A 26247-nucleotide genomic window follows, 5' to 3' on the forward strand; every position below is an offset into this window, starting at 1 on the left:
CATCCTGCGGGCCGACGCCTGCGCACCGACTGGAGTGACCCATGACAGCGCCACCTGCGGATTCATCCTCCGAGCCGAGTACAAAACTGGACGCTGCTGTCCTGAAGATCGCCTCCGTGGTGGTGCTCGGCGCCATCATGTCGATCCTCGACGTCACTGTCGTTTCCGTCGCACTCCCGACCTTCATGTCGGAGTTCCAGGCCTCGTACGCGACGGTCGCATGGACGATGACCGGCTACACCCTCGCTCTCGCCAGTGTGATTCCACTCACTGGGTGGGCAGCTGATCGGTTCGGCACCAAGCGTCTCTATCTCACCGCGCTCGTACTGTTCGTCGCAGGGTCCGTCCTGTGCAGTTTCGCGTGGGACATCACATCGCTGATCGCTTTCCGCGTGGTCCAGGGCTTCGGCGGCGGCATGCTGATGCCGCTCGGCATGACGATCATGACCCGGGCAGCAGGCCCGCAGCGGGTCGGGCGCGTCATGGCGGTTCTGGGTATCCCGATGCTCCTCGGCCCCATCTGCGGACCCATCCTCGGTGGCTGGCTCATCGACGTGGCGAGCTGGCACTGGATCTTCCTCATCAACCTCCCGATCGGTGCCGTCGCGCTGATCACGGCCTTCGTCGTGCTGCCGAAGGACTCACCGCGGAAGTCCGAAGCATTCGACTTCGTCGGCATGCTTCTGTTGTCGCCGGGTCTCGCGCTGTTCCTGTTCGGTGTGTCGTCATTGCCGGAGACCGGCACGGTCGCATCGGCGCGGGTGCTCATTCCCGGCATCGTCGGCATTGTGCTCATCATCGCCTTCGTGTTCCACGGCCTGCGTGCCGTCCATCCGCTCATCGACCTGAAGCTGTTCCAGAACCGGCAGCTCACCTTCGCGGTGCTGACGATGACCGTGTTCGCGATCGGCTTCTTCGGTGCCGGTCTGTTGTTCCCGAGCTACTTCCTGCAGGTGCACGGAGAGTCGACGCTGATGGCCGGTCTGTTGTTGGCCCCGCAGGGACTCGGTGCGATGCTCACGATGCCCATCGCCGGGCAGCTCGTCGACCGCATCGGGCCGGGCAAGATCGTGCTGGTCGGTCTCGTGCTCATCATCGCGGGCATGTCCGTGTTCACGCAGGTCGGCGTCGACACCGGCTATCCGCTCCTGCTCGGGGCACTGTTCGTCATGGGAATGGGCATGGGCTGCACCATGATGCCCACGATGACAGCAGCGTTGCAGACGCTCACCGATCACAGCATCGCGCGTGGCTCGACGCTGATGAACATCGTCCAGCAGGCGTCGGGGTCGATCGGCACTGCCACGATGTCCGTGATCCTCACCAGCCGGATCATCGCACCCGAGGGCGCGCCGGAAGGGACGACCGGTCAGCCCGACGCGGAGATGCTCGCGCAGCTTCCGCCCGAGGTGCAGCAGTCCGTCCTAGGGTCGCTTGCCGACGCCTTCGGCGACACGTTCACTGTGGCGATGCTCGTCATGGTGCTCGCTCTGATCCCGGCGGCCTTCCTGCCGCGCAGGAAGTCGGTGCAGCCGATCGAGCCGGGCACAGTCCCGATGCACTGAGGCGTTCGACTGAGGCGGGGCCGTGACGGAGGTCGCGGCCCCGGCCTCGTTCCGGGACTACTCTGAGCGGGATGTGTCAGCGATCGAACGGAAGTGTCGATGAGTAGCAATCTCCCCCCGATGACCCGGCGAGCAGTGCTTTCGAGCGCAGGTACCGCGGTGGCGGCGGGAGCGCTGACTGCGTGCGGAGCGTCGACGTCGCAGGAACCGGAGGCCGAGCCCGTCGCGACCACCACCGCGCCCCCGGGGCCGGACGCCGAGGTTGTTGCCGCAGTCGCCGACGTACCCGTCGGCAGCGGCGTTCTTCTGGAGGGAAAGCGGCTCATCGTCACTCAGCCGACGGAGGGCGACTTCCATGCATTCATCGCGATCTGTACACATCAAGGGTGCAACATCTCCGATGTGGAGGGCGACCTCATCGTGTGCCGATGCCACGGCAGTAGGTTCGCGCTCGACGGAGCACCGGTCGCGGGGCCCGCGAAGAAACCGTTGAAAGCACGTCCTGTCGAGGTGCGTGGCACAGATGTGGTTGCCGGATGAAACAGCGCGAGACCTGTGAACGGGAACCGGCCGGACTAGAGTGCGCCGTGTGAGTTCGACGCGACGAGACCGAAGGCCACGAGTGCTGCGTGAAGGCATCGAGCCGGACCCTCGGTTCACGCTCGCAAACGAGCGCACGTTTCTCGCGTGGATCCGTACCTCGCTGGGCCTCATCGCCGCCGCGGTCGGCTTCGAGACCTTCGCCGGAGATATCGTCGCCCCAGTATTGCGGACCGTACTCGCGTCGGTGCTCCTGTTGTTCGCAGTGGTGCTCGCCGTGGTCGCGGTCGTGCGCTGGGTCGGAGTGGAGAGGGCGATGCGCTCGGAACAGCCGTTGCCGTTCCCCTGGATCGCCTATCTGCTCGCAGCTCTGCTGTCGATCGCGGGGATCGTGCTGGCCATCGCGATCGTGGTGTGATCGGACGTGCGGCACGACGACCCCGGGCTGCAACCCGAACGCACCTCACTCGCATGGCTGCGCACCGAAGCCGTGCTCGGTGCGATCGTGCTGGCATTCATGCGATTCGCGCCGGGGCCGAGGATCGTCGTCGCGGCGATCGGCCTCGTGTGTCTGGTGCCGGTCGTCGTTCTGTTGTTCACGGCGACGGAGGGACACCGGGCGAGAGTCCGTGGGTTGGTGGCGGGCGGAGGTACCTCTTTCTGGTGGCGCTACATCACCCTCGCGGGCACTGTCGTCGTACTCGGATCCGCGGCGCTGGTCCTGGTCGTCGTTGCCGGATCAGCGTGAGAGTTCGATCAGTCGGGCGCTTCCCTGCGCCGCCGCGCAGACCTTCTCGGAGCCGTCGTCGGTGACGACGACGATCTCACACCGGCACAGTGCCTGACGTTTGGTGGATTCGACCACATGGGCATCGGCGCGTAGGAGTGTTCCCTGCGCGGGACGTAGATAATCGATCGTGAATCCGGTGGTGACGATCGACGGGCCGAGTGCGGTGCCGGCGGCGAAGGTGATCGCGTTGTCTGCCGCATACGACAGGACACCGCCGTGTGCGAACCCGAACTGCTGGAGCAATTCGGGTCTCAACGGAATCTCGAGCGACACCTCCTGGGGGCTGTAGGCAGACAGGCGCGCGCCGATCAGGACGCTGAACGGTTGCGCGGCGAGAACTTCCCGTGCACGGTCGATTCCGAAGGACGACATGCCCGCATTCTGCCCCAGCGACTCCTCCGGCATATCGTTTCCGTATGACGGAATGGCCCGATCTCGCCGCGTTGCAGCTACTCGTCGGAATCGACGACCTCGGCGGCCTCGGTGCCTCGGCGCGCGCCGCGGGTGTCGCCCAGCCCAATGCCACACGGTCGGTGCGTCGGCTCGAGAAGCAGCTCGGAGCCGTACTCGTTCGACGCGGGCGCTCCGGATCGGTGTTGACGCCCGAGGGCACCGTGGTGGCGCACTGGGCCCGAGAAGTACTCGCCGACGCACAACGGCTGATCGGCGCGGCCGCGGCGTTGAGCGCTGAACACCATCCCGAACTTGTCGTCGCGGCATCGATGACCGTTGCCGAACATCTGATCCCGCGATGGCTCGGCGACTTCCGTGCGGTGCACGACGACGTGCAGATCCAATTGCAGGTGCACAACTCGATGCAGGTGTGCGACATCGCGGTGGCCGGAGGGTGCGATGTCGGATTCGTCGAGGGCCCCGTCATTCCCTCCGGATTACACAGCGTCGCCGTCGCACGTGACGAACTGGTGGTCGTCGTGGCCCCCGAGCATCCGTGGGCACGTCGACGACGTTCCCTCACCGTCGCCGAGCTCGCCGCGACGCCGCTGGTGGTGCGCGAGGAAGGATCCGGCACGCGCCGCACACTCGACCTCGCATTGCAGGAGTACCAGCGGCCGGTGCCACTGCTCGAACTGGGAAGCGGGGCAGCAGTGCGGACCAGCGCGCTCGGCGGGGTGGGGCCGGCGGTGTTGAGCACGTTGGCCGTTGCCGACCATGTCGCGTCGGGGCACCTGCGAGTGATCGAGGTGGACGGGCTGGACCTGTCTCGGGTACTGCGCGCGGTGTGGCGGCCTCCGCGCAAGCTCGAAGGGCCCGCGGGCGAACTCCTTCGTCTGATCGTCCGGGATCGTCAGGCCGGATCTGTTCGGAGTCGCCGGCCGGAATGACCGCTGTCCGGGATCGCCCGCCCCACCCTGGTCGCCGGTCGGTACGGTCACGGCAACCTCTCGGGACGGAGAGGCGGAATCGGTGCTACACGAGCAGAGTTCGCTGATGCGGACGATAACAGGAGGAAGACGCGCGTGGACGATCTCGAACGAGCCGCCCGGATCACACTCGTCACGAACGCGATCTCATGTCTGGCCCAGGCAGCGGATTTCGGAACACTCGAGGAATACGGCGCGCTCCTGGCGGAGGATCTCGTGTGGGAGTTCCCGGGCGGTACAGGGTCCGGGCTCGCGGCGCAGGTCCGGCGTGGCCGGGAGGACGCACTTGCCGGCGCCCGTGAACGTAGGGAATCCGGTGTGCAGGGGCCGGGTACGGGAACGATGCACGTGATCACCAATGCGTCCGTCGTTCCTGGCGACGGTGAGGCGACATCGATGGCGTACTGGCATTTCGTCACGGGCGTAGGCGGCACCCCGGCCGTCCGATCGAGCGGAATCTATCGGGATCGGTTCGTGCACACTGCAGACGGTTGGCAACTGGCGCATCGGCGGATCAGTGTCGGCTGAACGGGGGACAGTACTGGTGACCGGGGGTACCGGAGGGATCGGTGCCGAGATCTGCCGGAGATTCGCCGCCACCGGTCATGATGTCGCCTTCACCTATCGCAGTCGGAAGGGCGCCGCCGAACGGCTGTCCGCAGAGCTTGTGGAGCTGGGCGCAGTCGCCCGAGCGGATGCCCTCGATCTGTCCGATTCCGAGGCCACGGCCTGTTGGGTCCGTTCCGTGTCCGAGCAGTTCGACGGATTTGCGGTGGTCGTGCACGCGGCGGGGCCGCACGTTCCGATGGTGCACCTGTCCGCAGTGTCGCCCGCGCAATTCGGTGAGGCGGTGGACGGCGAGGCGAAGGCGTTCTTCAACCTCGTTTCTGCAGTTCTCCCGGAGCTGCGTCGCTCTGCGGGGTCGGTCGTTGCCGTCACCACCGCGGCCACGACACGTTTTCCGGTCCGAGACGGACTCTCTGCGGGGCCGAAGGCCGCTGTCGAATCGCTGGTGCGCGCGCTGGCGGTGGAGGAGGGCCGGTTCGGTGTGCGGTTCAACAGTGTGGGTCCCGGGATGCTCGTCGACGGCATGGCGGACCGGTTGATCTCGTCCGGTGATCTCGACGAGCGTGCGCTCGACGTGGCCAAGCGCAATATTCCGTTGCGCCGCTTCGGAAGGGCTCACGACATCGCGGAGGCCGTGCTGTTCCTCGCTTCGGAGAAGGCCGGGTTCGTCACCGGCCAGAAGCTCGACGTGGACGGCGGATACGGGGTCTGATTCGTCATTGCGATGCAGAGCGAATGAATAAAACAATCATGAGTGCTTGATTCTTGGGTCGGGGCGTGTGACGCTGATCGCATGGCCGACCTGCCCGAGCTCCTCGACGATCTGTGCGCCGAAGGCGATGCCCTCGATCGTCTGGTCGCTGACTTGACCGAAGGCGACTGGCGTCGCCCCACGCCGGCAGTGGGGTGGACCGTCGCCCACCAGATTGGTCACCTGCTGTGGACCGACCTCGCCGCCCTCACCGCGATCACCGACCCGGACGCGTTCGCAGCCGGAGTCGAGGGCATCACCGACCTCGACGGTTTCGTCGACGTCGGCGCCGCGGAACACGCTGTCCGTGAGCCAGGTGAACTCCTTGCCCACTGGCGCGCGGCCCGTCGCGAACTCGCGGCTGCGCTCGCGGGAGTCCCCGTGGGCACGAAGATCGCCTGGTACGGCCCGCCCATGTCCGCAGCCTCGATGGCGACCGCGCGGATCATGGAGACCTGGGCGCACGGCGGCGACGTCGCGGCTGCCCTCGGAGTCGCGCAGCCCGCGACACCTCGCCTCCGCCACATCGCGCACCTGGGCGTCCGGACACGAGACTTCGCCTTCGTCATTCATGACCGCGCAGTGCCGGCCGAACCGTTCCGGGTAGTACTCACCGCGCCCGACGGCAGCATCTGGGAGTGGGGCCCGGGTGATGCCACACAATCGGTGTCCGGTTCGGCCCTCGACTTCTGCAGGCTCGTCACACAACGTGTGCACCGCGCCGACACCTCTCTCGTTGCACAGGGTTCCGATGCGGACATCTGGCTCGACCTCGCCCAGGCGTTCGCCGGGCCTCCCGGACCGGGGCGAGTGCAGAAAGCGGGCGATCGTTGATGCCCGTACGAATCGGCAACTGCTCCGGTTTCTACGGAGACCGCCTGTCGGCGATGCGCGAAATGCTCGAGGGCGGCGAGCTCCACTACCTCACCGGCGACTACCTTGCAGAACTGACCATGCTGATTCTCGGTCGCGACCGCATGAAGGATCCCGCCGCCGGCTATGCCAAGACCTTCCTGCGCCAGGCCGAGGAGTGCATGGGTCTCGCACTGGACAAGGGCGTGCGGATCGTCGCGAATGCCGGTGGCCTCAACCCGGCGGGACTCTCCACCGCACTGCAGGATCTCGCCGACCGGCTCGGTCTCGCACCGCGCATCGCCCACGTCGAGGGCGACGACCTTCTCGGCCGCGTCGACGAACTCGACCTGACCACAGACCCGCCGTCGCTCACTGCGAACGCATATCTCGGTGCGTGGGGGATCGTCGAGTGCCTGAATGCGGGGGCCGACATCGTCGTCACCGGTCGCGTCACCGACGCCTCCGTGATCGTCGGTCCTGCTGCCGCCCACTTCGGCTGGGCCCGAGACGAGTTCGATGTGCTGGCAGGCGCCGTTGCCGCCGGACATGTCATCGAATGCGGCACTCAGGCGACCGGTGGCAACTATGCGTTCTTCACCGAACTCGACAACCTCGACCGCCCGGGGTTCCCGATCGCCGAGATCGAGGCCGACGGCTCGTCGACGATCACCAAACATCCCGGAACCGGCGGCGCTGTCACGGTGGGCACCGTGACCGCACAGCTCTTGTACGAGGTCACCGGTGGGCGGTATGCAGGTCCGGACGTCACCACGCGCATCGACACCGTCCACCTCGAGCAGGTAGGGCCCGACCGCGTGAAGCTCACCGGGGTCCGGGGTGAGGTCCCGCCGCCCACACTCAAGGTGTGTCTCAACGCGCTGGCGGGATTTCACAACCAGGCCGAGTTCGTTCTCACCGGACTCGAAATCGAGGCCAAGGCGCAACTCGTGCGACGCCAGGTCGAGGCGAATCTGCCGACGCGCCCCGCTGAACTGGAGTGGACCCTCGCTCGCACCGACCACCCCGATGCCGACACCGAGGAAGCCGCGAGTGCATTGCTGCGTTGCACGGTCCGCGACCCCGACCCGAAAGTTGTGGGCCGTGGGTTCACTTCCACCGCAGTGGAATTCGCACTCGCCGGATACCCCGGATTGTCGCTGACCGCGCCGCCCGGATCCGGCAGCGCCTACGGGGTCTACACCGCAGGCTATGTCGACGCCGCGCAGGTTCCCCATGTGGCGGCGCTACCCGACGGTACCCGCGTCGAAGTGCCCCCGGCTGCGCAGAGCAGGCCGCTCGAGCCGCTCGATACCCCCGACCTGCCCGCCCCATGGCCGGACAGCCCCACCCGCCGCGCACCGCTCGGTGCGGTGGCCGGTGCGCGCAGCGGAGACAAAGGAGGCGACGCCAACATCGGCGTGTGGGTGCGCAGTGACGACGAGTGGCGCTGGCTCGCACACACTCTCACAGTGGACACCGTCAAGTCGCTCCTTCCCGAAACTGCGCCGCTCACCGTCACCCGCCACTTGCTACCGAATTTACGGGCCGTCAACTTCGTGATCGAAGGAATCCTCGGCCGCGGTGTCGCGTCCCGGGCCAGGTTCGACCCGCAGGCCAAGGGGCTCGGCGAGTGGCTGCGGGCCCGCTACCTGGATATCCCGATCACCTTCCTGGAGGACCACACGTGAGTATCTGGAACACCCCCGAACGTCGTGCACTGCGCGAGACCGTGACCGGTTTCGTCGAACGGGACGTCCTGCCGTACCTCGATGAGTGGGAACGCGACGGCGAACTTCCGCGTGAACTCCACAAGAAGGCGGCAGCACTCGGGTTACTCGGCGTGGGTTTCCCCGACGAGGTCGGCGGCTCCGGGGGAGACAGCGCCGACACCCTCATCGTGTGCGAGGCATTCCATGAGGCAGGCGCTTCCGGTGGCGCGTTCGCGTCGCTGTTCACCTGCGGCATCGCCCTGCCCCACCTGATCGCTGCAGGCGATCCCGACCAGATCGACCGATGGGTGAAGCCCACACTCGCGGGCGAGCTCATCGGGTCGCTCGCGATCACCGAACCCGGCGGCGGATCCGACGTCGGGAACCTGACCACCACCGCGGTGCGCGACGGCGACCACTACATCGTCAACGGCGCCAAGACGTACATCACGTCCGGCTGCCGCGCCGATTTCGTGGTCACCGCCGTCCGTACCGGTGGATCGGGCGCGGGTGGCGTCTCGTTGCTCGTGATCGACAAGGGAACGCCGGGTTTCACGGTTTCCCGCAAGCTCGACAAGATGGGCTGGCGCGCGTCCGACACGGCCGAACTGTCGTTCGTCGACGTCCGTGTCCCTGCAGCCAACCTGGTGGGCGCCGAGAACACCGGTTTCTTCCAGATCGCTCAGGGCTTCGTGTCCGAGCGCATCGCCCTCGCCGCCCAGGCATACTCCGGCGCCCAGCGATGTCTCGACCTGACCATCGCCTGGTGCCGCGACCGTGAGACCTTCGGCCGCCCGCTGATCAGCCGCCAGGCGGTCCAGCGCACCCTCGCCGACATGACGCGGCGGATCGACGTCGCCCGCGTCTACTCGCGAGCCCTCGTCGAACGGGCCGTCGACGGCGACCTGGACCTCATCGCCGAGGTGTGCTTCGCGAAGAACAGTGCCGTCGAAGCCGGGGAATGGGTCGCGCACCAGGCGGTCCAGCTGTTCGGCGGACTCGGCTACATGGCCGAGTCCGAAGTGGAACGCCAATACCGCGACATGCGTATTCTCGGCATCGGCGGTGGCACCAGCGAGATTCTCATCGAACTCGCCGCGAAGCGATTGGGGTACCACGGGTGAGCACACTGGCATCGGCCCTCGATTACGGATCCGCAGAGTTCGGCGACGCCGCGGCGTCGATGAATTCGAGACTCTCGGAACTTGCCACCGAGCACTCCAAGGCGCTCGCGGGTGGTGGCGAGAAGTACGTACGACGACACCACGATCGCGGCAAACTGCTGGCACGAGAGCGGATCGAGTTGCTGATCGACCCCGACTCGCCGTTCCTCGAACTGTCATCTCTCGCCGCTTGGGGAACCGAATTCCCCGTGGGCGCCGGCGTGGTCACGGGCATCGGTGTGGTCGAAGGTGTCGAATGCGTGATCGTTGCGAACGACCCGACCGTACGCGGTGGCACCAGCAACCCATGGACGCTACGGAAGAGTCTGCGTGCCAACGATATAGCGATGCAGAATCGGATGCCGCTGATCTCGCTGGTGGAGTCGGGTGGCGCCGACCTCCCCACACAGAAGGAAGTGTTCATTCCCGGCGGTCGGCTCTTCCGCGACCTCACACGATTGTCTGCTGCCGGTATTCCCACCGTTGCTCTCGTATTCGGCAATTCCACAGCAGGTGGCGCCTACATTCCGGGCATGTCCGACCACGTCGTCATGATCAAGGAACGGTCCAAGGTGTTCCTCGCAGGGCCGCCCCTGGTGAAGATGGCCACGGGTGAGGAATCCGACGACGAGGCGCTCGGCGGCGCCGAGATGCACGCCCGCACATCCGGTCTCGCCGACTACTTCGCGGTCGACGAACATGACGCGCTACGGATCGGGCGCGGCATCGTGCGGCGGCTCAACCACCGCAAGCAGGGTCCCGCGGCGGCGCCGAACGTGCTCGAACCCCGCTACGACGCCGAGGAGCTGCTCGGGATCGTCCCCGACGACCTCAAGCGCCCCTTCGATCCGCGCGAGGTGGTCGCCCGGATCGTCGACGATTCCGACTTCGACGAGTTCAAACCCCTGTACGGGTCGTCGCTCGTCACGGGGTGGGCGCAACTGCACGGATTCCCCGTCGGGATCCTCGCCAATGCCCGCGGCGTCCTGTTCAGCGAGGAATCGCAGAAGGCCGCCCAGTTCATCCAGCTCGCCAATCGTGCGAACACGCCACTATTGTTCCTGCACAACACCACCGGCTACATGGTGGGCAGGGAGTACGAGGAACGCGGGATGATCAAACACGGCGCGATGATGATCAACGCGGTAGCCAACTCGACCGTGCCTCACATCTCGATCCTGCTCGGTGCCTCGTACGGTGCGGGGCACTACGGCATGTGCGGTCGCGCGTTCGACCCACGCTTCCTCTTCGCGTGGCCGAGCGCGAGATCGGCGGTGATGGGTGGCGCGCAGCTCGCCGGTGTCATCTCGATCGTCGGCCGCGCCGCTGCCGAGTCCCGCGGCCAGGCGTTCGACGAGGCTGCAGACGAGGCGATGCGCGCCGCGATCGAGAATCAGATCGAAGCCGAGTCGCTCCCGATGTTCCTGTCCGGACGCATCTACGACGACGGGATCATAGACCCCCGCGACACCCGCACCGTGGTGGGCATGTGCCTGTCGGCCATCGCCACCGCACCGATCGAAGGCGCCGACAGCTTCGGCGTCTTCCGGATGTGAGGCAGACAGTGAACGACACGACCATCGAGACCGTGCTCGTCGCCAACCGGGGAGAGATCGCCCGCCGGGTGTTCGCCTCGTGCCGTCGCGCGGGACTGGGCACCGTCGCGGTATTCTCCGACGCCGATTCCGACAGTCCGCACGTCTCCGATGCCGATGCCGCGGTCCGACTTCCCGGCGTCGCACCGGCCGAGACGTACCTTCGGGCCGACGCCGTCATCGCGGCCGCGCACGCCGCGGGGGCCGATACGATCCATCCCGGATACGGATTCCTCTCCGAGAACGCCGATTTCGCGCAGGCTGTCCTCGACGCAGGCCTGGCCTGGGTCGGACCGAGCCCCGACTCGATCTCCCGGATGGGATCGAAGGTCGAGGCGAAGAAACTCATGGCAGACGCCGGGGTTCCGGTGCTCACGGAACTCGACCCCGCCCGGATCACCGACGCCGATCTGCCGGTGCTCATCAAGGCTTCCGCCGGCGGGGGCGGACGCGGCATGAGGATCGTGCGGTCGGCGGACGAGTTACCCGCGCAACTCGAGGCCGCCCGCCGCGAGGCACACTCGGCGTTCGGCGATCCGACGGTGTTCTGCGAGCGCTACCTCGAAACCGGTCGGCATATCGAGGTGCAGGTCCTCGCCGATCGGCACGGCACCGTGTGGACCATCGGTGAGCGGGAATGCTCCATCCAGCGCCGACATCAGAAAGTCGTCGAGGAAGCGCCTTCTCCACTCGTCAGCGTGGTCCCCGGCATGCGCGAGAATCTGCTCGACGCTGCGCGCCGCGCCGCCGAAGCCATCGGTTACGAAGGCGCGGGCACCGTCGAGTTCCTCGCCTCCGGTGAATCGGGGGAGTTCTACTTCCTCGAGATGAACACCCGTCTGCAGGTCGAGCACCCCGTCACCGAGTGCGTGACCGGTCTCGACCTGGTCGATCTGCAACTGCATGTCGCTGCCGGTGGCCGACTCGATCCCGAGCCGCCCCCGGTGCATGGACATTCGATCGAGGTCCGCCTCTATGCGGAAGATCCCGCTCACGACTGGCAGCCGCAGACGGGAGTCGTGCGTCGGATCGCCGTTCCGGGAGCAGACACCGAGTTCGGGGTCCTGCGCAGCAGCGGGGTCCGTCTGGATTCGGGTGTCGTCGACGGATCGCACGTGGGGATCCACTACGACGCGATGCTCGCCAAGGTGATCTCCTACGCACCGACCCGGACGCAGGCTGCGAGGCTGCTTGCGAAGGCCCTCGTGGGAGCGGAGATCCACGGCATCCGCACGAATCGCGACCTGCTGGTCAACGTCCTGCGGCATCCCGCATTCCTTGCGGGCGACACGGACACTGCATTCTTCACCACGCACGGTCTCGCCGCGTTGTCGGATCCGGTCGCAGGCCCGGAAGCGGAGGCGATCTCCGCTCTGGCCGCCGCTCTCGCAGATTCCGAGCGCAACCGCGCCGCCGCAACGGTCGATGCGGGACTCCCCACCGGATGGCGCAACGTGGCGTCGGCGCCGCAGTCGAAGACGTACACCGGGATCCACGACGAGCACACGATCCGCTATCGCCGTATGCGGAACGGGCTGGTCGCCGAAAGTTTCGCCGACGTCGTCGCTGTCGAGTGCTCTCCCAGCCGCGTCGTCCTCGACCGCGACGGGGTGCGCCGCGAGTTCGCCGTCGCCCGGTACGGCGACACCGTCCACGTCGACTCGTCACTCGGACCGGTGAGATTGGAGGTGGTTCCTCGATTCACCGACCCTGCATCGCACCGCGCGGTGGGCACGCTGCTCGCCCCCATGCCGGGCTCGGTGATCCGGCTCGGCGCGGCCCTCGGCGACACCGTGGCCGCCGGTCAGCCCATCCTGTGGCTCGAAGCGATGAAGATGGAGCACACCGTCACCGCTCCAGGAGCGGGGACCCTCACCGAATTCAACGTCGGAGTCGGTTCTCAGGTCGATGTCGGTGCAGTGTTGGCAGTGGTGTCCAGCGAGGATCAGCAGTCGGGCGAAGAACAATCCGCAACCTCAGGAGTACGTGAATGATCGTCACCGAATCCGAAGAACAGCAGGAACTCCGATCGTCCGTAGCGGCTCTGGCGCAGCGCTACAACTACGTCGACTACGTGCTGCCGAAATCACGCAGGCACGAACCACTGACCGAACTGTGGTCGGAAGCAGCGAAACTCGGGTTCCTCGGCGTGAATCTCCCCGAGGAGTACGGCGGCGGCGGTGCCGGAATCTACGAATTGGCGCTGGTGCAGGAAGAACTCGCGGCGCACGGTTGCGGCCTGTTGCTCGTGGTCGTGTCGCCGGCCATCTGCGGAACCATCATCTCCAAGTACGGCACCGCCGACCAGAAACAACAGTGGTTGCCCGGGCTCGCCGACGGATCGAAGATCATCGCGTTCGGAATCACCGAAGCCGATGCGGGTTCGAACTCCCACCGGATCGGTACCGTCGCCAAGCGCGACGGCGACGATTGGGTCCTGTCGGGTAACAAGGTGTTCATCTCCGGCGTCGACCAGGCGGACGCGGTACTCATTGTCGCGCGCACCGAGGACGCCACCAGCGGAAAGCTCCGTCCCGCACTGTTCATCGTGCCTACCGAGACCCCCGGGTTCGTCAAGACCCCGATGGAGATGGACATCATCGAGCCCGACCGCCAGTTCGCCCTCTTCCTCGACGACGTCCGCCTTCCCGCGGACGCACTCGTGGGCGAACCCGACGCGGCGCTCGCGCAGTTGTTCGCCGGACTCAATCCCGAACGCATCCTCGGTGCCGCGATGGCCGTCGGCATGGGTCGCTTCGCCCTCGATGCCGCGGTGAAGTACGCCAACGAACGCGCCGTGTGGAAGGAACCGATCGGCGCGCATCAGGGCATCGCGCACCCACTGGCGCAGCGCAAGATCGAGGTCGAACTCGCAAAGCTGATGATGCAGAAGGCCGCCTCGCTCTACGACAGTGGCGACGATTTCGGCGCAGCCGAAGCCGCGAACATGGCCAAATACGCTGCGGGTGAGGCTGCCATAGCAAGCCTGGACCAGGCCATCCAGACGCATGGCGGAGGGGGGCTCACCCAGGAATACGGACTCGCCGCGATGCTCGGCGCCGCCAGGATCGCGAGGGTGGCCCCGGTCAGCCGCGAGATGATCCTGAACTTCGTGTCGCAGCACTCGCTGGGACTGCCGCGCTCCTACTAGGACAGGAATGTCATGACGCACACCGAATCTGCCGAGCCGTTCGTACGCTACGACGTCGCGCACGGTGTCGCGACACTGACGTTGGACTCGCCGCACAACCGTAATGCCCTGTCGTCGACCCTGCTGCAACAGCTGCGGCAAGGGCTCGACGACGCGGCCACGGATCCACACGTGCGCTCGATCGTACTCACGCATGCCGGCGGAACGTTCTGTGCCGGAGCGGATCTACGCGAGGCCGGAGGGGCGGACTCGGGAGGGACGCCGGCGGACGCGGCCGCCGACCGGACCCGCACGATGATCGATCTGCTGCGACAGATCCTCGAAACACCCAAACCCGTTGTCGGACAGATCGACGGCCATGTCCGGGCCGGAGGGATGGGGATCGTCGGTGCCTGCGACATCGTCGTAGCGGGTCCGCGAACCACCTTCGCGCTCACCGAGGCGCGTCTGGGGCTGGCTGCCTCGATCATCTCCCTCACGGTGTTGCCGCGACTCTCGCCGCGGGCCGCCTCACGGTATTTCCTCACCGGGGAGCGGTTCGGTCCGGAGGAGGCCCTCGCGTACGGGCTGGTGACGATCACCGCCGACGACCCTTCCGGCACAGTCGCGGAACTGCTCGCAGAGTTCCGCGAGTGCTCACCTCAGGGGCTCGCGGAGTCGAAGCAGCTGCTCACGCGGCAGATCCTCGAGGATTTCGAACGGCACGGCGCAGACCTTGCCGCGCAATCGGCGCGGTTGTTCGGTTCGGTCGACGCAGTCGAGGGGGTGACGGCCTTCCTGCAGCGACGCCCGCCGTCGTGGGCCGGGCCGTGACGGACCGGTCGTCGGGACCTGGACCGGGACCGTCCGAGTCAGCGTTCCGCTGTGTCCAGCAGTTCGCGCAGTATCCGTTCGAGTCCCCACCTCAGCGTGTCCGGTTCGGGCAGCGGAACTGTCTGCTGATAACCGACGAGGCAGTAGAGCGAGGTGCGGGCGAAGCCCTCGGCGACACTACCGGCGCCCAGGATCGCCGACGTCGCCTCCACCACCACCAGATACCGCTGGTAATCGACGGTGGCCTGCACCACACGGACTTCTGCGTCGGTGTGCGCCCAGCCGCGGATCGACGATTCGGCGCTGTGGGGGAGACCGCACGCGAATTCGATCAAGATCTCGAGACGTCGGGCGGGGGAGGCTTCGAGGCGCGCAGTCGCGACGAGCCGGATAGTCTGCCGTTCGAGCCAGTTCTCGAGGAACTCCTTGCGGAACTGCGCCCAGCTGGCGAAGTAGTTGTAGAAAGAGCCCGTGGTGACGTCGAGGTGCGCACACAGTTGCGCTTGCTTGAGAGCCCCGTGATCGTCCGACGAGAGAAGCTCGATCGCAGCGTCGAAGTAATCTTCGCGTCTCACCAACGTTGCCACAGTGAAACTGCCCTTCTGTCTCGTCCTGGGGTACGAGTGTACGGACCCGCGATATGTAGAGACGGTCTCGGGACCGGAGGAAGGGTACGGATGACGCGCGAACCGAAGCAGGACCGAAGCAGAGCGACACGTCGACGTCTGCTCGAGGCCACCATCGACACCCTGGCCGAATCCGGTTGGAGCGAGACGACGGTCGGTGTCGTCGCACAGCGTGCAGGTGTCTCACGCGGTGCGACGCAACACCATTTCCCGACCCGGGAGGACCTCATCACCGCGGCGCTCGAGTTCATGTTCGACGGTCGTATGGATCAGATCCGCGACGAGAACCTCGACCTTGTCTCCGGCGTCGCACGCACCGAGCGGGTCGTCGCGGGCATCATCGAGCAGTACTCCGGAACCCTGTTCAAGGCGGCGCTGCAGGTGTGGACGGCGGCCGCGGCCGATCCCGCCCTGCGTGAACGCATCGTCCCCCTCGAAGAGCGGTTCGGCCGGGTTGCGCACCGCGCCGCGATCGAGCAACTCGGAGCCGACGACTCCGACCCTGTCGTCCACCGCATGGTCCAGGCGACACTCGACCTTGCGCGGGGACTGGGTCTTGCAGATGTCCTGACCGACGATTCGCGTCGCCGCGCCGAGATCGTCCGGCACTGGGCGGCTCAGCTCGACACCATCCTGGTCGATACGCGTAGTCGACAAGCGAGCGGACGTACGGCTGGGTAGTGTCTGTGCACATGCCTGTCGAGGGGTCCGGGCGCACCGGGAGGATGTCGGCGATCGTGGCGATGACCGCGCTCGCCGCGGTGTGGGTGGCCGGGTGCGGATCACCGGAAGACGACGCGGGTGGTGGCCCGGACACGACTGCGTTACAGGTCACCGAACCCGGGCCGTTCTTCGGCGAATGTGCTTCGATCTCGGACGACGAGGTCGAAGCGGCCTTTGCGCTGGGCGAATTCTCCATGGTCACCCGGAACTCGGTGGGATGCGAGTGGGAGACGTACGTCGGAGGGCCGAGCGTGAGCTTCTCGTGGTACCGAGGCAGCCCGATCGGCCGTGAGCGTGCGGGTTCGGATCTGATCGGCCGCCCCGCCGCGGACGTCGAGGTCGGTGGTCATCCCGGATTCATGGGGTCGGCTCAGAACGAACTCGGCCAGACCGTTCTGTGCGAGATCGGTGTGGATTTCGGTGGCGATTTCATCCACTGGTCGGTGACCTACGCGAACTTCACGCCGACGGCAGATTCGTGCGCAGTAGCGCGGGATCTCGCCGAACTGAGCGTGGAGAGGGCGCAGTCATGAGAGCAGGCACCCACACGCCGGGCACACAGACCGTTGCCGTGCAGTCCAGGTCGCGTCGCATCGTCGTGAGCGTCGTGGCGCTCTGCGCCGCTCTGCTGATGGTCGCCGGATGTGCGCGCAGCATCGAAGGCCGCGCGGTGCCGCAGGGAGCGGGCGGCGGGCCGGGGCTGTCGGCGGAGTTCACGAAACTGCTCACCGAGTGCGACGCCGTCGCCGACGAGAAGATCGCAGAGACGGTGGGTGCCGCGGCGGTGTACCGAGGGTTCTTCGGCGCCATCTGTCGCTGGGAGGGAGACGGCCCGGCGGGAGTAGTGAAGGTCACGTTCAACTGGTTCGAGACCGGGTCGCTCGATCATGAGCGCAAGGCGGGCGAAGAGCTGGGCTACACGGTCGAGAACACTACCGTCGAAGGTAGGCGGGCACTGCAGATGCGTCGACCGAACGACCCGTTGTCCTGTGGTGTTTCCGCCGGTGCGGCGACCACGGGGATCTTCGGATGGTGGGTCCAGTACACGACCGGTGGCGCCGACCCGTGTGAGGCTGCTGCTACGTTGGCACGGCTCACCCTCAACCTCAGCAGTTGACTTCTCGCTCATGCCGCGCTGACGTGCGCGGTCATTCGTCGCGTCTCGCTTTGACCGGATGCGCCGCCGCCGGGTATCGTTGTGGGTCGTGTCCGGCATGCCCGGGCCGATCTGTGTGCCTATGCGAGGCGATGCCGTACGCGCGGTCTGTAGATATCTGCAGGTGCGAGTCCCCGGCTGCCTGTGTGGGGGTACGCGACACACCCGACCTCGTGTACGTACGGGGTGCGAGTGCGGGACAGTTGCTTCCTTGTCCCAACCGATGGATCCCTAATTTCAGAACAGCCAGTGTTGCTCGCCTGAGCAGCTCCAGACAACGAGAAAGCCGATAGATGCCAACTATCAATCAGCTGGTCCGCAAGGGTCGCCGCGACAAGACCGCCAAGGTCAAGAGCGCGGCCCTGAAGGGCAGCCCGCAGCGTCGTGGTGTGTGCACCCGCGTCTACACCACCACCCCGAAGAAGCCGAACTCGGCACTTCGTAAGGTCGCTCGCGTGCGCCTGACCACTTCGGTCGAGGTCACCGCATACATCCCGGGTGAGGGTCACAACCTCCAGGAGCACTCGATGGTGCTCGTGCGTGGCGGTCGTGTGAAGGACCTCCCCGGTGTGCGTTACAAGATCATCCGCGGCTCGCTCGACACCCAGGGTGTCAAGGGTCGCAAGCAGGCACGTAGCCGCTACGGAGCGAAGAAGGAGAAGGGCTGATGCCACGTAAAGGACCCGCTCCGAAGCGCCCCCTCATCGCCGATCCGGTCTACGGTTCGCCGCTGGTCACCCAGCTCGTGAACAAGATCCTCATGGACGGCAAGAAGTCCACTGCCGAGCGCATCGTCTACCAGGCGCTCGAGCAGGCTCGCGAGAAGACCGGCACCGATCCGGTCGTCACCCTCAAGCGCGCGCTCGACAACGTCAAGCCTGCCCTCGAGGTGCGCAGCCGTCGTGTCGGTGGCGCCACCTACCAGGTGCCGGTCGAGGTTCGCCCCGGTCGTTCCACCACGCTGGCCCTGCGCTGGCTGGTCACCTTCTCGCGTCAGCGTCGTGAGAAGACCATGGTCGAGCGTCTCGCCAACGAGCTTCTCGATGCCAGCAACGGCCTCGGTGCCGCTGTCAAGCGTCGCGAGGACACGCACAAGATGGCTGAAGCCAACAAGGCGTTCGCGCACTACCGCTGGTGAGTCGACGCCGGTCGGGTGGATCGTCGTATGATCCCCCGGCCGGCTGCTCGCACATCTGTGTCGGTCCCGTAAAGGCCGGCTGACAACATAAGAACATGTGGTCCGCACCCAAGGACCGACACGAGCTACGAGCGGGGTTTACCTGTGGCACAGGAAGTGCTGACCGACCTGAACAAGGTCCGCAACATCGGCATCATGGCGCACATCGATGCCGGTAAGACCACCACTACCGAGCGCATCCTCTTCTACACCGGTCGCAATTACAAGATCGGTGAGACCCACGACGGTGCTTCCACCACCGACTGGATGGAGCAGGAGAAGGAGCGTGGTATCACCATCACCTCCGCTGCGGTCACCTGTTTCTGGAACAACAACCAGATCAACATCATCGACACCCCCGGCCACGTCGACTTCACCGTCGAGGTCGAGCGGTCGCTGCGCGTCCTCGACGGCGCCGTCGCCGTGTTCGACGGTAAAGAGGGCGTCGAGCCCCAGTCCGAGCAGGTCTGGCGCCAGGCTGCCAAGTACGACGTCCCCCGCATCTGCTTCGTCAACAAGATGGACAAGATGGGCGCGGACTTCTTCTTCACCGTGCAGACGATCATCGATCGTCTCGGCGCCAAGCCGCTGGTCCTGCAGATTCCGATCGGTGCCGAGGACGACTTCGACGGTGTCGTCGATCTCGTCGAGATGAAGGCGCTCACCTGGCGTGGCGTCACCCCGATCGGCACCGAGGCCACGGTCGAGGAGATCCCCGCCGATCTCGTCGACCAGGCCGCCGAGTACCGCGAGAAGCTGCTCGAGACCGTCGCCGAGTCCGACGAAGAGCTCATGGAGAAGTACTTCGGCGGTGAGGAGCTCACGGTCGCCGAGATCAAGGGCGCCATCCGCAAGCTGACCGTGAACTCCGAGCTGTACCCCGTGCTCTGCGGCACCGCGTTCAAGAACAAGGGCGTTCAGCCCATGCTCGACGCGGTCATCGACTACCTGCCGACCCCGCTGGACATCGGTGAGGTCGTCGGCCACAAGCTGAACGACGAGGAAACCGTCCTCACGCGTAAGCCGAGCAAGGAAGAGCCGTTCTCGGCCCTCGCCTTCAAGATCGCTGCGCACCCGTTCTTCGGCAAGCTGACCTTCGTCCGCGTGTACTCCGGCCGGGTCGAGCCGGGCGCCCAGGTGCTCAACGCCACCAAGGGCAAGAAGGAGCGCATCGGCAAGCTCTTCCAGATGCATGCCAACAAGGAGAACCCGGTCGAGGAGGCCGTGGCCGGCCATATCTACGCGATGATCGGCCTGAAGGACACCACGACCGGCGATACCCTGTGCGACCAGGCGAACCCGATCGTTCTCGAGTCGATGACGTTCCCGGACCCGGTCATCCAGGTCTCCATCGAGCCGAAGACCAAGTCCGACCAGGAGAAGCTGGGCACCGCGATCCAGAAGCTCGCCGAAGAGGATCCGACGTTCTCCGTCGAGCTCGACGAAGAGACCGGTCAGACCGTCATCGGCGGCATGGGCGAGCTTCACCTCGACATCCTCGTCGACCGCATGCGTCGCGAGTTCAAGGTCGAGGCCAATGTGGGCAAGCCGCAGGTCGCGTACCGCGAGACCATCACCAAGGCTGTCGAGAAGCACGAGTTCACCCACAAGAAGCAGACGGGTGGCTCCGGCCAGTTCGCGAAGGTCATCATCGCCCTCGCGCCCTTCAAGGGCGAGGACGGCGCGACCTACGAGTTCGAGAACAAGGTCTCCGGTGGTCGCGTCCCGCGCGAGTACATCCCGTCGGTCGACGCCGGTGCGCAGGACGCCCTGCAGTACGGCGTGCTCGCGGGTTACCCGCTGGTGAACGTCAAGGTCACGCTCCTCGACGGTGCGTACCACGACGTCGACTCGTCCGAAATGGCGTTCAAGATTGCCGGCTCTCAGGCACTGAAGGAAGCGGCCCGCAAGGCTGCCCCGGTGATCCTCGAGCCGCTCATGGCCGTCGAGGTCACGACACCCGAGGAGTACATGGGTGACGTGATCGGCGACCTCAACTCCCGCCGTGGCCAGATCCAGGCCATGGAGGAACGCAGTGGTGCCCGTGTCGTGAAGGCGCTGGTTCCGCTCTCGGAGATGTTCGGTTACATCGGGGACCTGCGGTCGAAGACCCAGGGCCGCGCGAACTTCTCCATGGTGTTCGATTCCTACGCAGAGGTTCCGTCGAACGTCTCGAAGGAAATCATCGCCAAGGCCACCGGCGAGTAACCTTCGGGTTGGAACCGGTCGTCTGCACGACCAAGTAATACAAAACCGCACTGCTGCATACTGCACGCAACAACAGTCCAGGAGGACATTCCAGTGGCGAAGGCGAAGTTCGAGCGGACCAAGCCGCACGTGAACATCGGCACCATCGGTCACGTCGACCATGGCAAGACGACGACCACGGCTGCGATCACCAAGGTGCTGGCCGATAAGTACCCGGATCTCAACGAGAGCTTCGCGTTCGACCAGATCGACAAGGCTCCCGAGGAGAAGGCTCGTGGTATCACGATCAACATCTCCCACGTCGAGTACCAGACCGACAAGCGCCACTACGCGCACGTCGATGCTCCGGGTCACGCGGACTACATCAAGAACATGATCACCGGTGCTGCTCAGATGGACGGCGCGATTCTCGTTGTCGCCGCCACTGACGGCCCGATGCCGCAGACGCGCGAGCACGTGCTGCTCGCTCGCCAGGTCGGCGTGCCCTACATCCTCGTCGCCCTGAACAAGGCCGACATGGTCGACGACGAGGAAATCCTCGAGCTCGTCGAGATGGAGGTCCGCGAGCTCCTCGCTTCGCAGGAGTTCGACGAGGACGCTCCGGTCATCCCGATCTCTGCTCTCAAGGCTCTCGAGGGTGACGAGAAGTGGGTCCAGTCGATCGTCGACCTCATGCAGGCCGTCGACGACTCCATCCCGGATCCGGTCCGCGAGACCGAGAAGGCGTTCCTCATGCCCGTCGAGGACGTCTTCACCATCACGGGTCGTGGCACGGTCGTCACCGGCCGTATCGAGCGTGGCGTGGTCAACGTCAACGAAGAGGTCGAGATCGTCGGCATCAAGCCGACCGTCACCAAGACCACGGTCACGGGCATCGAGATGTTCCGCAAGCTGCTCGACCAGGGCCAGGCGGGCGACAACGTCGGCCTGCTGGTTCGTGGCATCAAGCGTGAGGACGTCGAGCGCGGCCAGGTCGTCATCAAGCCGGGCACCACGACTCCCCACACGGAGTTCGAGGGCCAGGCCTACATCCTCAACAAGGAAGAGGGCGGCCGTCACACGCCGTTCTTCAACAACTACCGTCCGCAGTTCTACTTCCGTACCACGGACGTGACGGGCGTTGTGACCCTTCCCGAGGGCACCGAGATGGTCATGCCCGGTGACAACACCGAGATGTCCGTCAAGCTGATCCAGCCGGTCGCCATGGATGAGGGCCTCCGCTTCGCGATCCGCGAAGGTGGCCGCACCGTCGGCGCCGGTCGCGTCACGAAGATCATCGCGTGAGTTAGTACTCACTGACGCCCAACGGCGTCCACCCTTCGGGGTGGACGCCGTTCGGCGTTTCAAGAGCAGAAGAGTTGTTCCGCAGCGGGCAGTCGGCCCGGACGGCAGCTCAGCGAATCTCGCCGGCCGGGTCCAGATGCAGCAGCACCTGGGTCGCGACACGAGCACCGCCGACCGCGGCGGCGGCACGGCGCGCGGCGTCCTCAGCGGCGGCCGTGAATTCGGAGACATCGATGCCGGACTCGGCGTGGACGGTCACCGACAGCGTCGGCAGGTGCCGTTCCACGACCGCACGGCCACGCACCGACCGGACACCGGGAAATGTCTCGAGTTCTCTCGCGACTCCGGTTGCGACCGGGCCGAGGTCGACGCCGAGCGTCGCGTCGGTGACCTCGTCGTACAGTTCCACAGTCGAGGTCCGTCGCCGCGACAGGTTCACGACCAGCAGCACGATCCCGATCGCGCATCCCGCGGCCACGACGGTCCACAATGCCGGCGTCCACCACGGCTGCTCGGGCAGGTCGATGATGAGCGGCCGGTCGAGGTCGGCGAGTCGCTCGCGTGCGAACGGCACCCGCCACACCCATGCCAGTGCGAACGTACCTGTGCCGAGGAGTGCACACCCCACGGCGAAGGCGAAGAACCGGTTGACGAGTACGGTGCGGAGTTTCACGGCAGGGTTCCCGTTTCGGTGGTGGGGGTGTGCGCGTCGTGGCGCGACACCTTCAGCACCAGCGGAATCGGATCTGCCAGCAGCGCCAGCCGCGGTTCCACTTCGGTGCGGATGGTGGCGCTCAGATCGTCGAGTGCACTGTCTGACGCCGCGACCACACGGATCAGCGCTCGCCTGCGGTCGACGACGGTCCGTGCGTGGAGCACACCGGGCAATGCGGATGCGCGTGCGCTGCACATCCGGGCGATATCGGTCCGCCGCATCCAGACGGTCGGAACTTCGCCGGACAGCCTCAACGGCAGGTGGGTTCGCCTGCGCGGCTTCAACGCCACCACGATCGCGGCGAGACCGAGCACAACGAGCACCACGGCCACAGGTGCGATCCACGGATGCCAGTGGAGCCGGCCGAACCATTCGAAGGAGTTGCGGATCCACGGCGCACCGTCGTAGGTGCCGCGGACGATGAGCAGTTCCCGTGCCGCGACGAATGCGAGACCGAGGGCCCCGATCGCGATGAGCGCCGCGGCGGGGGCTGCGGCAGGTGTGGCGAGCGGCGGAAGCGGCGACACCACGGGGATGTCGGATCGGGGCCCGGTGTGCCCGGCGACGATGTCTGATTCCAGGTATTCGACGGGCACGGACTGCTCGCTCTGCTCGTCTTCGACGGCTCGCGCGGTCGACACGATCAGCACGTTGAGTTCGTGCACCACGAGACCGGTGTACTCGTGCAGATGCCACGCGACGGCGTCGTGCACACGACGCGTGAGCGCAGCGGCATCGTAGGGCCATTCCGCCGCGATGTAGAGGTTGACCGCGACGGCGCTGCCCGCGGTGCTCACCTCGGCGCGGGGTAGTTCGCGACCTGTGAGCAGGCTCAGGTTGCTGCTTTGCCGGACCACGTGGGGTACCTGCAGCGCGGCAGCGGCGGCGATCCGTTCGATGGCACGGTCCTTGATGGTGAGGCTGCCGCGTGATCCTGCGAGATCGACCGATTCCGGGTCGGCGGGCGCAGTCGGTGTTGCAGGATCAGCCACGGCCACGGCTTCGCAGCAGCGCACCCAGATCGAGGATGCCGTCGCGGTGTGCACCGATGGCAGCGCCGAGGGCACCCAGCAGTACCGCGAACAGCAGCCCGCTGAATCCGCCCAGAATTCCGGCCAGGGCGAGCAGCAGGCCTGCGATGAGTCCGACAACGGTGTTGGTCGTTGGGGTGTGGTTCACGATGGCACCTGTTTCTCTGCGGAGACCGGGTCGGCGTGGGGCCGCCGGATGTCCTGGAACACCACGCGGACCGGACCGTCGACGATGGGTTCGACGTATCGTCGCACTGCTTCTCCGAGTGCGGGAAGGTCGGCGGGGTAGAAGGCGGTCACGTGGATCTCGTTTCCACCGGGGCCCAGCCGGATACCGGTGACGCGGCGACCCGGCAGGTACGTGGCGATTTCACCGAACTCGCCACCGTGCAGACCGGCGATTCCGGCGATGCTCAGCACCGTGTTCGCGATGTCGTCGACGAGATCGGCGGTGTCGCGGCCGGCCCGGATGGGGGCATCGCCGTTCGAGGTCCCGCCGTTCGAGGTCCCGCCGTTCGAGGTCCCGCCGTTCGAGGTCCCGCCGTTCGAGGTCCCGCCGTTCGAGGTCACTGCACGCGCGGTTTCTGTTCTGCTGCGGCGTCTGCTGCTTCGTCCGGGAGGACGACGTCGAACACCGTGATGTTGACTTCGGTGACTTCGAGTCCGGTCATGCGCTCGACGGCCACGATCACGTTGTGGCGGATGGCGACGGCCAGTTCGTGAAGCGCGACCCCGTATTCGGCGACGATGCCGATGTCGATCGCGGCCTGCTTCTCGCCGACCTCGACTGCGACGCCCTGACCGTGGTTGATCCGAGCGCCTGGAATCCGGTCGCGCAGGGCGCCGACGACGCGTGCGGTACCGGCTCCGACGTCGAACACCCCGCTGATCTCGCGGGTTGCGATTCCCGCGATTTTGGCGACGACGGCGTCCGCGATGATCGTCCGTCCCTGGGTGTCGACGGGGCCGGGAGACGAACCGGCTCCGAATTGCACGCGGCTGAGTCCTGCGCCGCTGTCGCTCGTCATGAAAACTCCCTCGTGGCTGTGTCGCGTGAGGCTGTGCCGGTCGCGTGTGGGGGTCTGCGTTGTACGTTCGACTCTAATTATCCGCCGGACCGGACGTGATGTGCCGCGCAGAAGGATCGACGCTCTGTTCACCGTCACCTGTATTTGGTATGAAGACCCGAAGCACTCGCGTGGCACATGTCACGAAATCAGGAGGATGGACTCAGGTGGCAGTTGATCGGATCGTCGTTGTCGGAGCGGGGCTCGCCGGTGTGCGAACCGCGGAAGAATTGCGCCGCGCAGGGTTCGAGGGGGAGCTGGTCCTGGTGGGCGACGAGGCGCACTTGCCGTACGACCGTCCTCCGCTGTCGAAGGACGTCCTCCGTGGCGACCGCGACGACACCACGTTGCGCCCGCGGGAGTTCTTCGAGGAACAGGCGATCGATCTGCGGCTCGACAGCCCGGCTGCGTCCGTGGACACGGGTGCGCAGACGGTCACGCTGGCCGACGGGTCCGAGCTGCGGTACGACGAGTTGGTGATCGCCACGGGACTGCGGCCGCGCCGGATTCCGGGTCTGAAGGCACTCGCGGGTGTGCATGTCCTGCGATCGATGGACGACAGCCGTGCGCTGCGTGACGAGGTGGTGTCGGGAGCACGTGCTCTCGTGGTCGGGGCGGGGTTCATCGGGTGCGAGGTGGCGGCCAGCTTGCGTGCGAAGGGCGTCGAGGTCGTGCTCGTCGAGCCCCAGGAGACTCCGCTCGCGTCCGTTCTCGGCACCGAGGTCGGTTCGTTGGTCTCGCGGCTGCATGCCGAAGAGGGTGTCGATGTGCGGGCAGGAATCGGTCTGTCCGAACTGCGCGGCGGTGAGCGCGTCACCTCCGCAGTGCTCGGCGACGGTTCCGAGGTCGACGTCGATCTGGTGGTGCTGGGTATCGGATCGATCCCGGTCACCGAGTGGCTCGACGGTTCGGGCATCGAACTCGACAACGGCGTCGTGTGCGACGAGGTGGGTCGCGCGTCGGCTCCTCATGTCTGGGCGGTCGGCGACGTTGCGTCGTGGCAGCTTCCCGACGGGGCACGCAAGCGCATCGAGCACTGGACCAACGCGGGTGAGCAGGCCACAGTGCTCGTCAAGGCTCTGGTCTCGGGAGATGTGGGTGTCGCGTCTGCGGTGCCCTACTTCTGGAGCGACCAGTACGAGATCAAGATCCAGGGGCTCGGCGCGGTACGCGGCGACGACACGGTGCACGTCGTGCGCGACGACGGCCGTAAGTTCCTCGCCTTCTATGAACGCGACGGGCGGCTCGTCGGTGTCGTCGGTGGTGGGATGCCGGCTCAGGTGATGAAGAATCGGATGAAGATCGCGGCGGGCGCACCGATCGAGGAGTTGCTCGCCACCATGGCGTGAGCCCGGTGGCCCGTACCCGCTAGATTCGTG

29 protein-coding genes are annotated in these 26247 nt (G+C 66.2%); 22 read left to right on the forward strand and 7 right to left on the reverse strand.

Translation table 11 applies throughout. The annotated features are described in order from the left end of the window. Positions 1 to 41: 41 nt before the first annotated feature. The 4 genes from ACZ46K_RS13555 (at position 42) to ACZ46K_RS13570 (ending at position 2853) form a co-directional block, all read left to right on the forward strand. The gene (locus ACZ46K_RS13555; protein ID WP_464748707.1) at positions 42 to 1565 is read left to right on the forward strand and encodes a DHA2 family efflux MFS transporter permease subunit; all 1524 of its coding nucleotides are present in this window, start codon (positions 42 to 44) and stop codon (positions 1563 to 1565) included. A 99-nt stretch (positions 1566 to 1664) separates the two neighbouring features. Continuing rightward, on the forward strand, positions 1665 to 2105 hold the full coding sequence (locus ACZ46K_RS13560) for a Rieske (2Fe-2S) protein (protein WP_464748709.1): 441 nt from the start codon (positions 1665 to 1667) through the stop codon (positions 2103 to 2105). A gap of 49 nt (positions 2106 to 2154) precedes the next feature. Next, positions 2155 to 2523 carry a DUF202 domain-containing protein gene (locus tag ACZ46K_RS13565; protein WP_054807585.1) on the forward strand — a complete coding sequence of 123 codons (369 nt, stop codon included), beginning with the start codon at positions 2155 to 2157 and terminating at the stop codon, positions 2521 to 2523. 6 nt (positions 2524 to 2529) lie between these two features. Continuing rightward, on the forward strand, positions 2530 to 2853 hold the full coding sequence (locus ACZ46K_RS13570) for a DUF202 domain-containing protein (protein WP_054807584.1): 324 nt from the start codon (positions 2530 to 2532) through the stop codon (positions 2851 to 2853). Here the strand turns inward: ACZ46K_RS13570 and ACZ46K_RS13575 are convergent. Further along, positions 2845 to 3267, reverse strand: a complete 423-nt coding sequence (locus tag ACZ46K_RS13575) for a PaaI family thioesterase (protein ID WP_464748711.1) — start codon at positions 3265 to 3267, stop codon at positions 2845 to 2847. The genes ACZ46K_RS13570 and ACZ46K_RS13575 overlap by 9 nt on opposite strands. A 44-nt stretch (positions 3268 to 3311) precedes the next feature. On the opposite strand from ACZ46K_RS13575, the gene ACZ46K_RS13580 reads away from it, so the two are divergent. The 10 genes from ACZ46K_RS13580 to ACZ46K_RS13625 all read left to right on the forward strand — a co-directional run bounded on the left by ACZ46K_RS13580 (position 3312) and on the right by ACZ46K_RS13625 (position 14881). Beyond that, positions 3312 to 4238 (forward strand): LysR family transcriptional regulator, encoded by a 927-nt coding sequence (locus ACZ46K_RS13580; protein ID WP_464748713.1) that lies wholly within the window; start codon positions 3312 to 3314, stop codon positions 4236 to 4238. 135 nt (positions 4239 to 4373) lie between these two features. Next, on the forward strand, positions 4374 to 4805 hold the full coding sequence (locus ACZ46K_RS13585) for a nuclear transport factor 2 family protein (RefSeq protein ID WP_464748715.1): 432 nt from the start codon (positions 4374 to 4376) through the stop codon (positions 4803 to 4805). Then, complete coding sequence (locus ACZ46K_RS13590) at positions 4795 to 5556, forward strand: SDR family NAD(P)-dependent oxidoreductase (RefSeq protein WP_054807581.1); 762 nt, start codon at positions 4795 to 4797, stop codon at positions 5554 to 5556. The genes ACZ46K_RS13585 and ACZ46K_RS13590 overlap by 11 nt, the downstream gene beginning before the upstream one ends. Before the next feature lie 81 nt (positions 5557 to 5637). After that, positions 5638 to 6429: a TIGR03084 family metal-binding protein gene (locus ACZ46K_RS13595; RefSeq protein ID WP_464748717.1), complete on the forward strand. Its 792-nt coding sequence runs from the start codon at positions 5638 to 5640 to the stop codon at positions 6427 to 6429. Beyond that, positions 6429 to 8138, forward strand: a complete 1710-nt coding sequence (locus ACZ46K_RS13600; RefSeq protein ID WP_464748719.1) for an acyclic terpene utilization AtuA family protein — start codon at positions 6429 to 6431, stop codon at positions 8136 to 8138. The genes ACZ46K_RS13595 and ACZ46K_RS13600 overlap by 1 nt, the downstream gene beginning before the upstream one ends. Beyond that, positions 8135 to 9283 (forward strand): acyl-CoA dehydrogenase family protein, encoded by a 1149-nt coding sequence (locus ACZ46K_RS13605; protein ID WP_054806382.1) that lies wholly within the window; start codon positions 8135 to 8137, stop codon positions 9281 to 9283. Before ACZ46K_RS13600 ends, ACZ46K_RS13605 begins: the two co-directional genes overlap by 4 nt. Next, positions 9280 to 10878, forward strand: a complete 1599-nt coding sequence (locus ACZ46K_RS13610) for an acyl-CoA carboxylase subunit beta (RefSeq protein WP_464748721.1) — start codon at positions 9280 to 9282, stop codon at positions 10876 to 10878. Before ACZ46K_RS13605 ends, ACZ46K_RS13610 begins: the two co-directional genes overlap by 4 nt. Positions 10879 to 10886: 8 nt before the next feature. Then, entirely contained in the window at positions 10887 to 12911 is a 2025-nt protein-coding gene (locus ACZ46K_RS13615) for an acetyl/propionyl/methylcrotonyl-CoA carboxylase subunit alpha (protein ID WP_464748723.1), read from the forward strand. Further along, positions 12908 to 14068: an acyl-CoA dehydrogenase family protein gene (locus tag ACZ46K_RS13620; protein ID WP_054810751.1), complete on the forward strand. Its 1161-nt coding sequence runs from the start codon at positions 12908 to 12910 to the stop codon at positions 14066 to 14068. The genes ACZ46K_RS13615 and ACZ46K_RS13620 overlap by 4 nt, the downstream gene beginning before the upstream one ends. Before the next feature lie 12 nt (positions 14069 to 14080). Next, positions 14081 to 14881 (forward strand): enoyl-CoA hydratase family protein, encoded by an 801-nt coding sequence (locus ACZ46K_RS13625; RefSeq protein WP_464748725.1) that lies wholly within the window; start codon positions 14081 to 14083, stop codon positions 14879 to 14881. A 38-nt stretch (positions 14882 to 14919) separates the two neighbouring features. On the opposite strand, the gene ACZ46K_RS13630 is transcribed toward ACZ46K_RS13625, so the two are convergent. Next, entirely contained in the window at positions 14920 to 15456 is a 537-nt protein-coding gene (locus tag ACZ46K_RS13630; RefSeq protein WP_464749311.1) for a TetR/AcrR family transcriptional regulator, read from the reverse strand. A 102-nt stretch (positions 15457 to 15558) separates the two neighbouring features. On the opposite strand from ACZ46K_RS13630, the gene ACZ46K_RS13635 reads away from it, so the two are divergent. The 7 genes from ACZ46K_RS13635 to tuf all read left to right on the forward strand — a co-directional run bounded on the left by ACZ46K_RS13635 (position 15559) and on the right by tuf (position 22055). Beyond that, positions 15559 to 16188 (forward strand): TetR/AcrR family transcriptional regulator, encoded by a 630-nt coding sequence (locus ACZ46K_RS13635; protein WP_054806384.1) that lies wholly within the window; start codon positions 15559 to 15561, stop codon positions 16186 to 16188. Between the two features lie 44 nt (positions 16189 to 16232). Continuing rightward, positions 16233 to 16763, forward strand: a complete 531-nt coding sequence (locus tag ACZ46K_RS13640) for a DUF3558 domain-containing protein (RefSeq protein ID WP_464749312.1) — start codon at positions 16233 to 16235, stop codon at positions 16761 to 16763. 98 nt (positions 16764 to 16861) lie between these two features. Continuing rightward, a complete protein-coding gene (locus ACZ46K_RS13645; RefSeq protein WP_464749313.1) occupies positions 16862 to 17347 on the forward strand; it encodes a DUF3558 domain-containing protein in 486 nt (161 codons plus the stop codon). Positions 17348 to 17679: 332 nt separating this feature from the next. Beyond that, positions 17680 to 18054, forward strand: a complete 375-nt coding sequence (gene rpsL / locus ACZ46K_RS13650) for a 30S ribosomal protein S12 (protein WP_440125610.1) — start codon at positions 17680 to 17682, stop codon at positions 18052 to 18054. Beyond that, positions 18054 to 18524 carry a 30S ribosomal protein S7 gene (rpsG, locus tag ACZ46K_RS13655; protein WP_464748726.1) on the forward strand — a complete coding sequence of 157 codons (471 nt, stop codon included), beginning with the start codon at positions 18054 to 18056 and terminating at the stop codon, positions 18522 to 18524. Before rpsL ends, rpsG begins: the two co-directional genes overlap by 1 nt. A 144-nt stretch (positions 18525 to 18668) precedes the next feature. After that, a complete protein-coding gene (fusA, locus tag ACZ46K_RS13660) occupies positions 18669 to 20771 on the forward strand; it encodes an elongation factor G (RefSeq protein WP_464748727.1) in 2103 nt (700 codons plus the stop codon). 93 nt (positions 20772 to 20864) lie between these two features. After that, positions 20865 to 22055, forward strand: a complete 1191-nt coding sequence (gene tuf, locus ACZ46K_RS13665) for an elongation factor Tu (protein ID WP_054810648.1) — start codon at positions 20865 to 20867, stop codon at positions 22053 to 22055. A gap of 109 nt (positions 22056 to 22164) precedes the next feature. Here the strand turns inward: tuf and ACZ46K_RS13670 are convergent, their stop codons facing one another. The 5 genes from ACZ46K_RS13670 to ACZ46K_RS13690 are packed head-to-tail and all read right to left on the reverse strand — an operon-like array spanning position 22165 to position 24829. After that, positions 22165 to 22728: an Asp23/Gls24 family envelope stress response protein gene (locus ACZ46K_RS13670; RefSeq protein ID WP_464748728.1), complete on the reverse strand. Its 564-nt coding sequence runs from the start codon at positions 22726 to 22728 to the stop codon at positions 22165 to 22167. After that, the gene (locus tag ACZ46K_RS13675) at positions 22725 to 23762 is read right to left on the reverse strand and encodes a DUF6286 domain-containing Asp23/Gls24 family envelope stress response protein (protein WP_464748730.1); all 1038 of its coding nucleotides are present in this window, start codon (positions 23760 to 23762) and stop codon (positions 22725 to 22727) included. The genes ACZ46K_RS13670 and ACZ46K_RS13675 overlap by 4 nt, the downstream gene beginning before the upstream one ends. Further along, a complete protein-coding gene (locus tag ACZ46K_RS13680) occupies positions 23755 to 23949 on the reverse strand; it encodes a hypothetical protein (protein ID WP_054807548.1) in 195 nt (64 codons plus the stop codon). The genes ACZ46K_RS13675 and ACZ46K_RS13680 overlap by 8 nt, the downstream gene beginning before the upstream one ends. Next, positions 23946 to 24371, reverse strand: coding sequence for a hypothetical protein (locus ACZ46K_RS13685; protein WP_464748732.1), 426 nt, complete (start codon positions 24369 to 24371; stop codon positions 23946 to 23948). Before ACZ46K_RS13685 ends, ACZ46K_RS13680 begins: the two co-directional genes overlap by 4 nt. Then, entirely contained in the window at positions 24368 to 24829 is a 462-nt protein-coding gene (locus tag ACZ46K_RS13690; protein ID WP_054810735.1) for an Asp23/Gls24 family envelope stress response protein, read from the reverse strand. Before ACZ46K_RS13690 ends, ACZ46K_RS13685 begins: the two co-directional genes overlap by 4 nt. A gap of 206 nt (positions 24830 to 25035) precedes the next feature. Here ACZ46K_RS13690 and ACZ46K_RS13695 point away from each other — a divergent pair, with 206 nt between their 5' ends. Continuing rightward, positions 25036 to 26217, forward strand: a complete 1182-nt coding sequence (locus tag ACZ46K_RS13695) for an NAD(P)/FAD-dependent oxidoreductase (RefSeq protein ID WP_054807551.1) — start codon at positions 25036 to 25038, stop codon at positions 26215 to 26217. The last annotated feature ends 30 nt before the right edge of the window (positions 26218 to 26247 follow it).

The sequence above is a fragment of the Rhodococcus sp. JCM 9793 genome, from assembly GCF_055380405.1.

Excerpts from the sequence above, each read along its gene's own strand:
- ACZ46K_RS13555 (WP_464748707.1), top strand. The coding sequence starts at position 42 with ATGACAGCGCCACCTGCGGATTCATCCTCCGAGCCGAGTACAAAACTG.
- ACZ46K_RS13560 (WP_464748709.1), top strand. The coding sequence starts at position 1,665 with ATGAGTAGCAATCTCCCCCCGATGACCCGGCGAGCAGTGCTTTCGAGC.
- ACZ46K_RS13575 (WP_464748711.1), bottom strand. The coding sequence starts at position 3,267 with ATGTCGTCCTTCGGAATCGACCGTGCACGGGAAGTTCTCGCCGCGCAA.
- ACZ46K_RS13580 (WP_464748713.1), top strand. The coding sequence starts at position 3,312 with ATGACGGAATGGCCCGATCTCGCCGCGTTGCAGCTACTCGTCGGAATC.
- ACZ46K_RS13595 (WP_464748717.1), top strand. The coding sequence starts at position 5,638 with ATGGCCGACCTGCCCGAGCTCCTCGACGATCTGTGCGCCGAAGGCGAT.
- ACZ46K_RS13600 (WP_464748719.1), top strand. The coding sequence starts at position 6,429 with ATGCCCGTACGAATCGGCAACTGCTCCGGTTTCTACGGAGACCGCCTG.
- ACZ46K_RS13620 (WP_054810751.1), top strand. The coding sequence starts at position 12,908 with ATGATCGTCACCGAATCCGAAGAACAGCAGGAACTCCGATCGTCCGTA.
- ACZ46K_RS13625 (WP_464748725.1), top strand. The coding sequence starts at position 14,081 with ATGACGCACACCGAATCTGCCGAGCCGTTCGTACGCTACGACGTCGCG.
- ACZ46K_RS13635 (WP_054806384.1), top strand. The coding sequence starts at position 15,559 with ATGACGCGCGAACCGAAGCAGGACCGAAGCAGAGCGACACGTCGACGT.
- ACZ46K_RS13640 (WP_464749312.1), top strand. The coding sequence starts at position 16,233 with ATGTCGGCGATCGTGGCGATGACCGCGCTCGCCGCGGTGTGGGTGGCC.
- ACZ46K_RS13645 (WP_464749313.1), top strand. The coding sequence starts at position 16,862 with ATGGTCGCCGGATGTGCGCGCAGCATCGAAGGCCGCGCGGTGCCGCAG.
- rpsL (WP_440125610.1), top strand. The coding sequence starts at position 17,680 with ATGCCAACTATCAATCAGCTGGTCCGCAAGGGTCGCCGCGACAAGACC.
- rpsG (WP_464748726.1), top strand. The coding sequence starts at position 18,054 with ATGCCACGTAAAGGACCCGCTCCGAAGCGCCCCCTCATCGCCGATCCG.
- ACZ46K_RS13690 (WP_054810735.1), bottom strand. The coding sequence starts at position 24,829 with ATGACGAGCGACAGCGGCGCAGGACTCAGCCGCGTGCAATTCGGAGCC.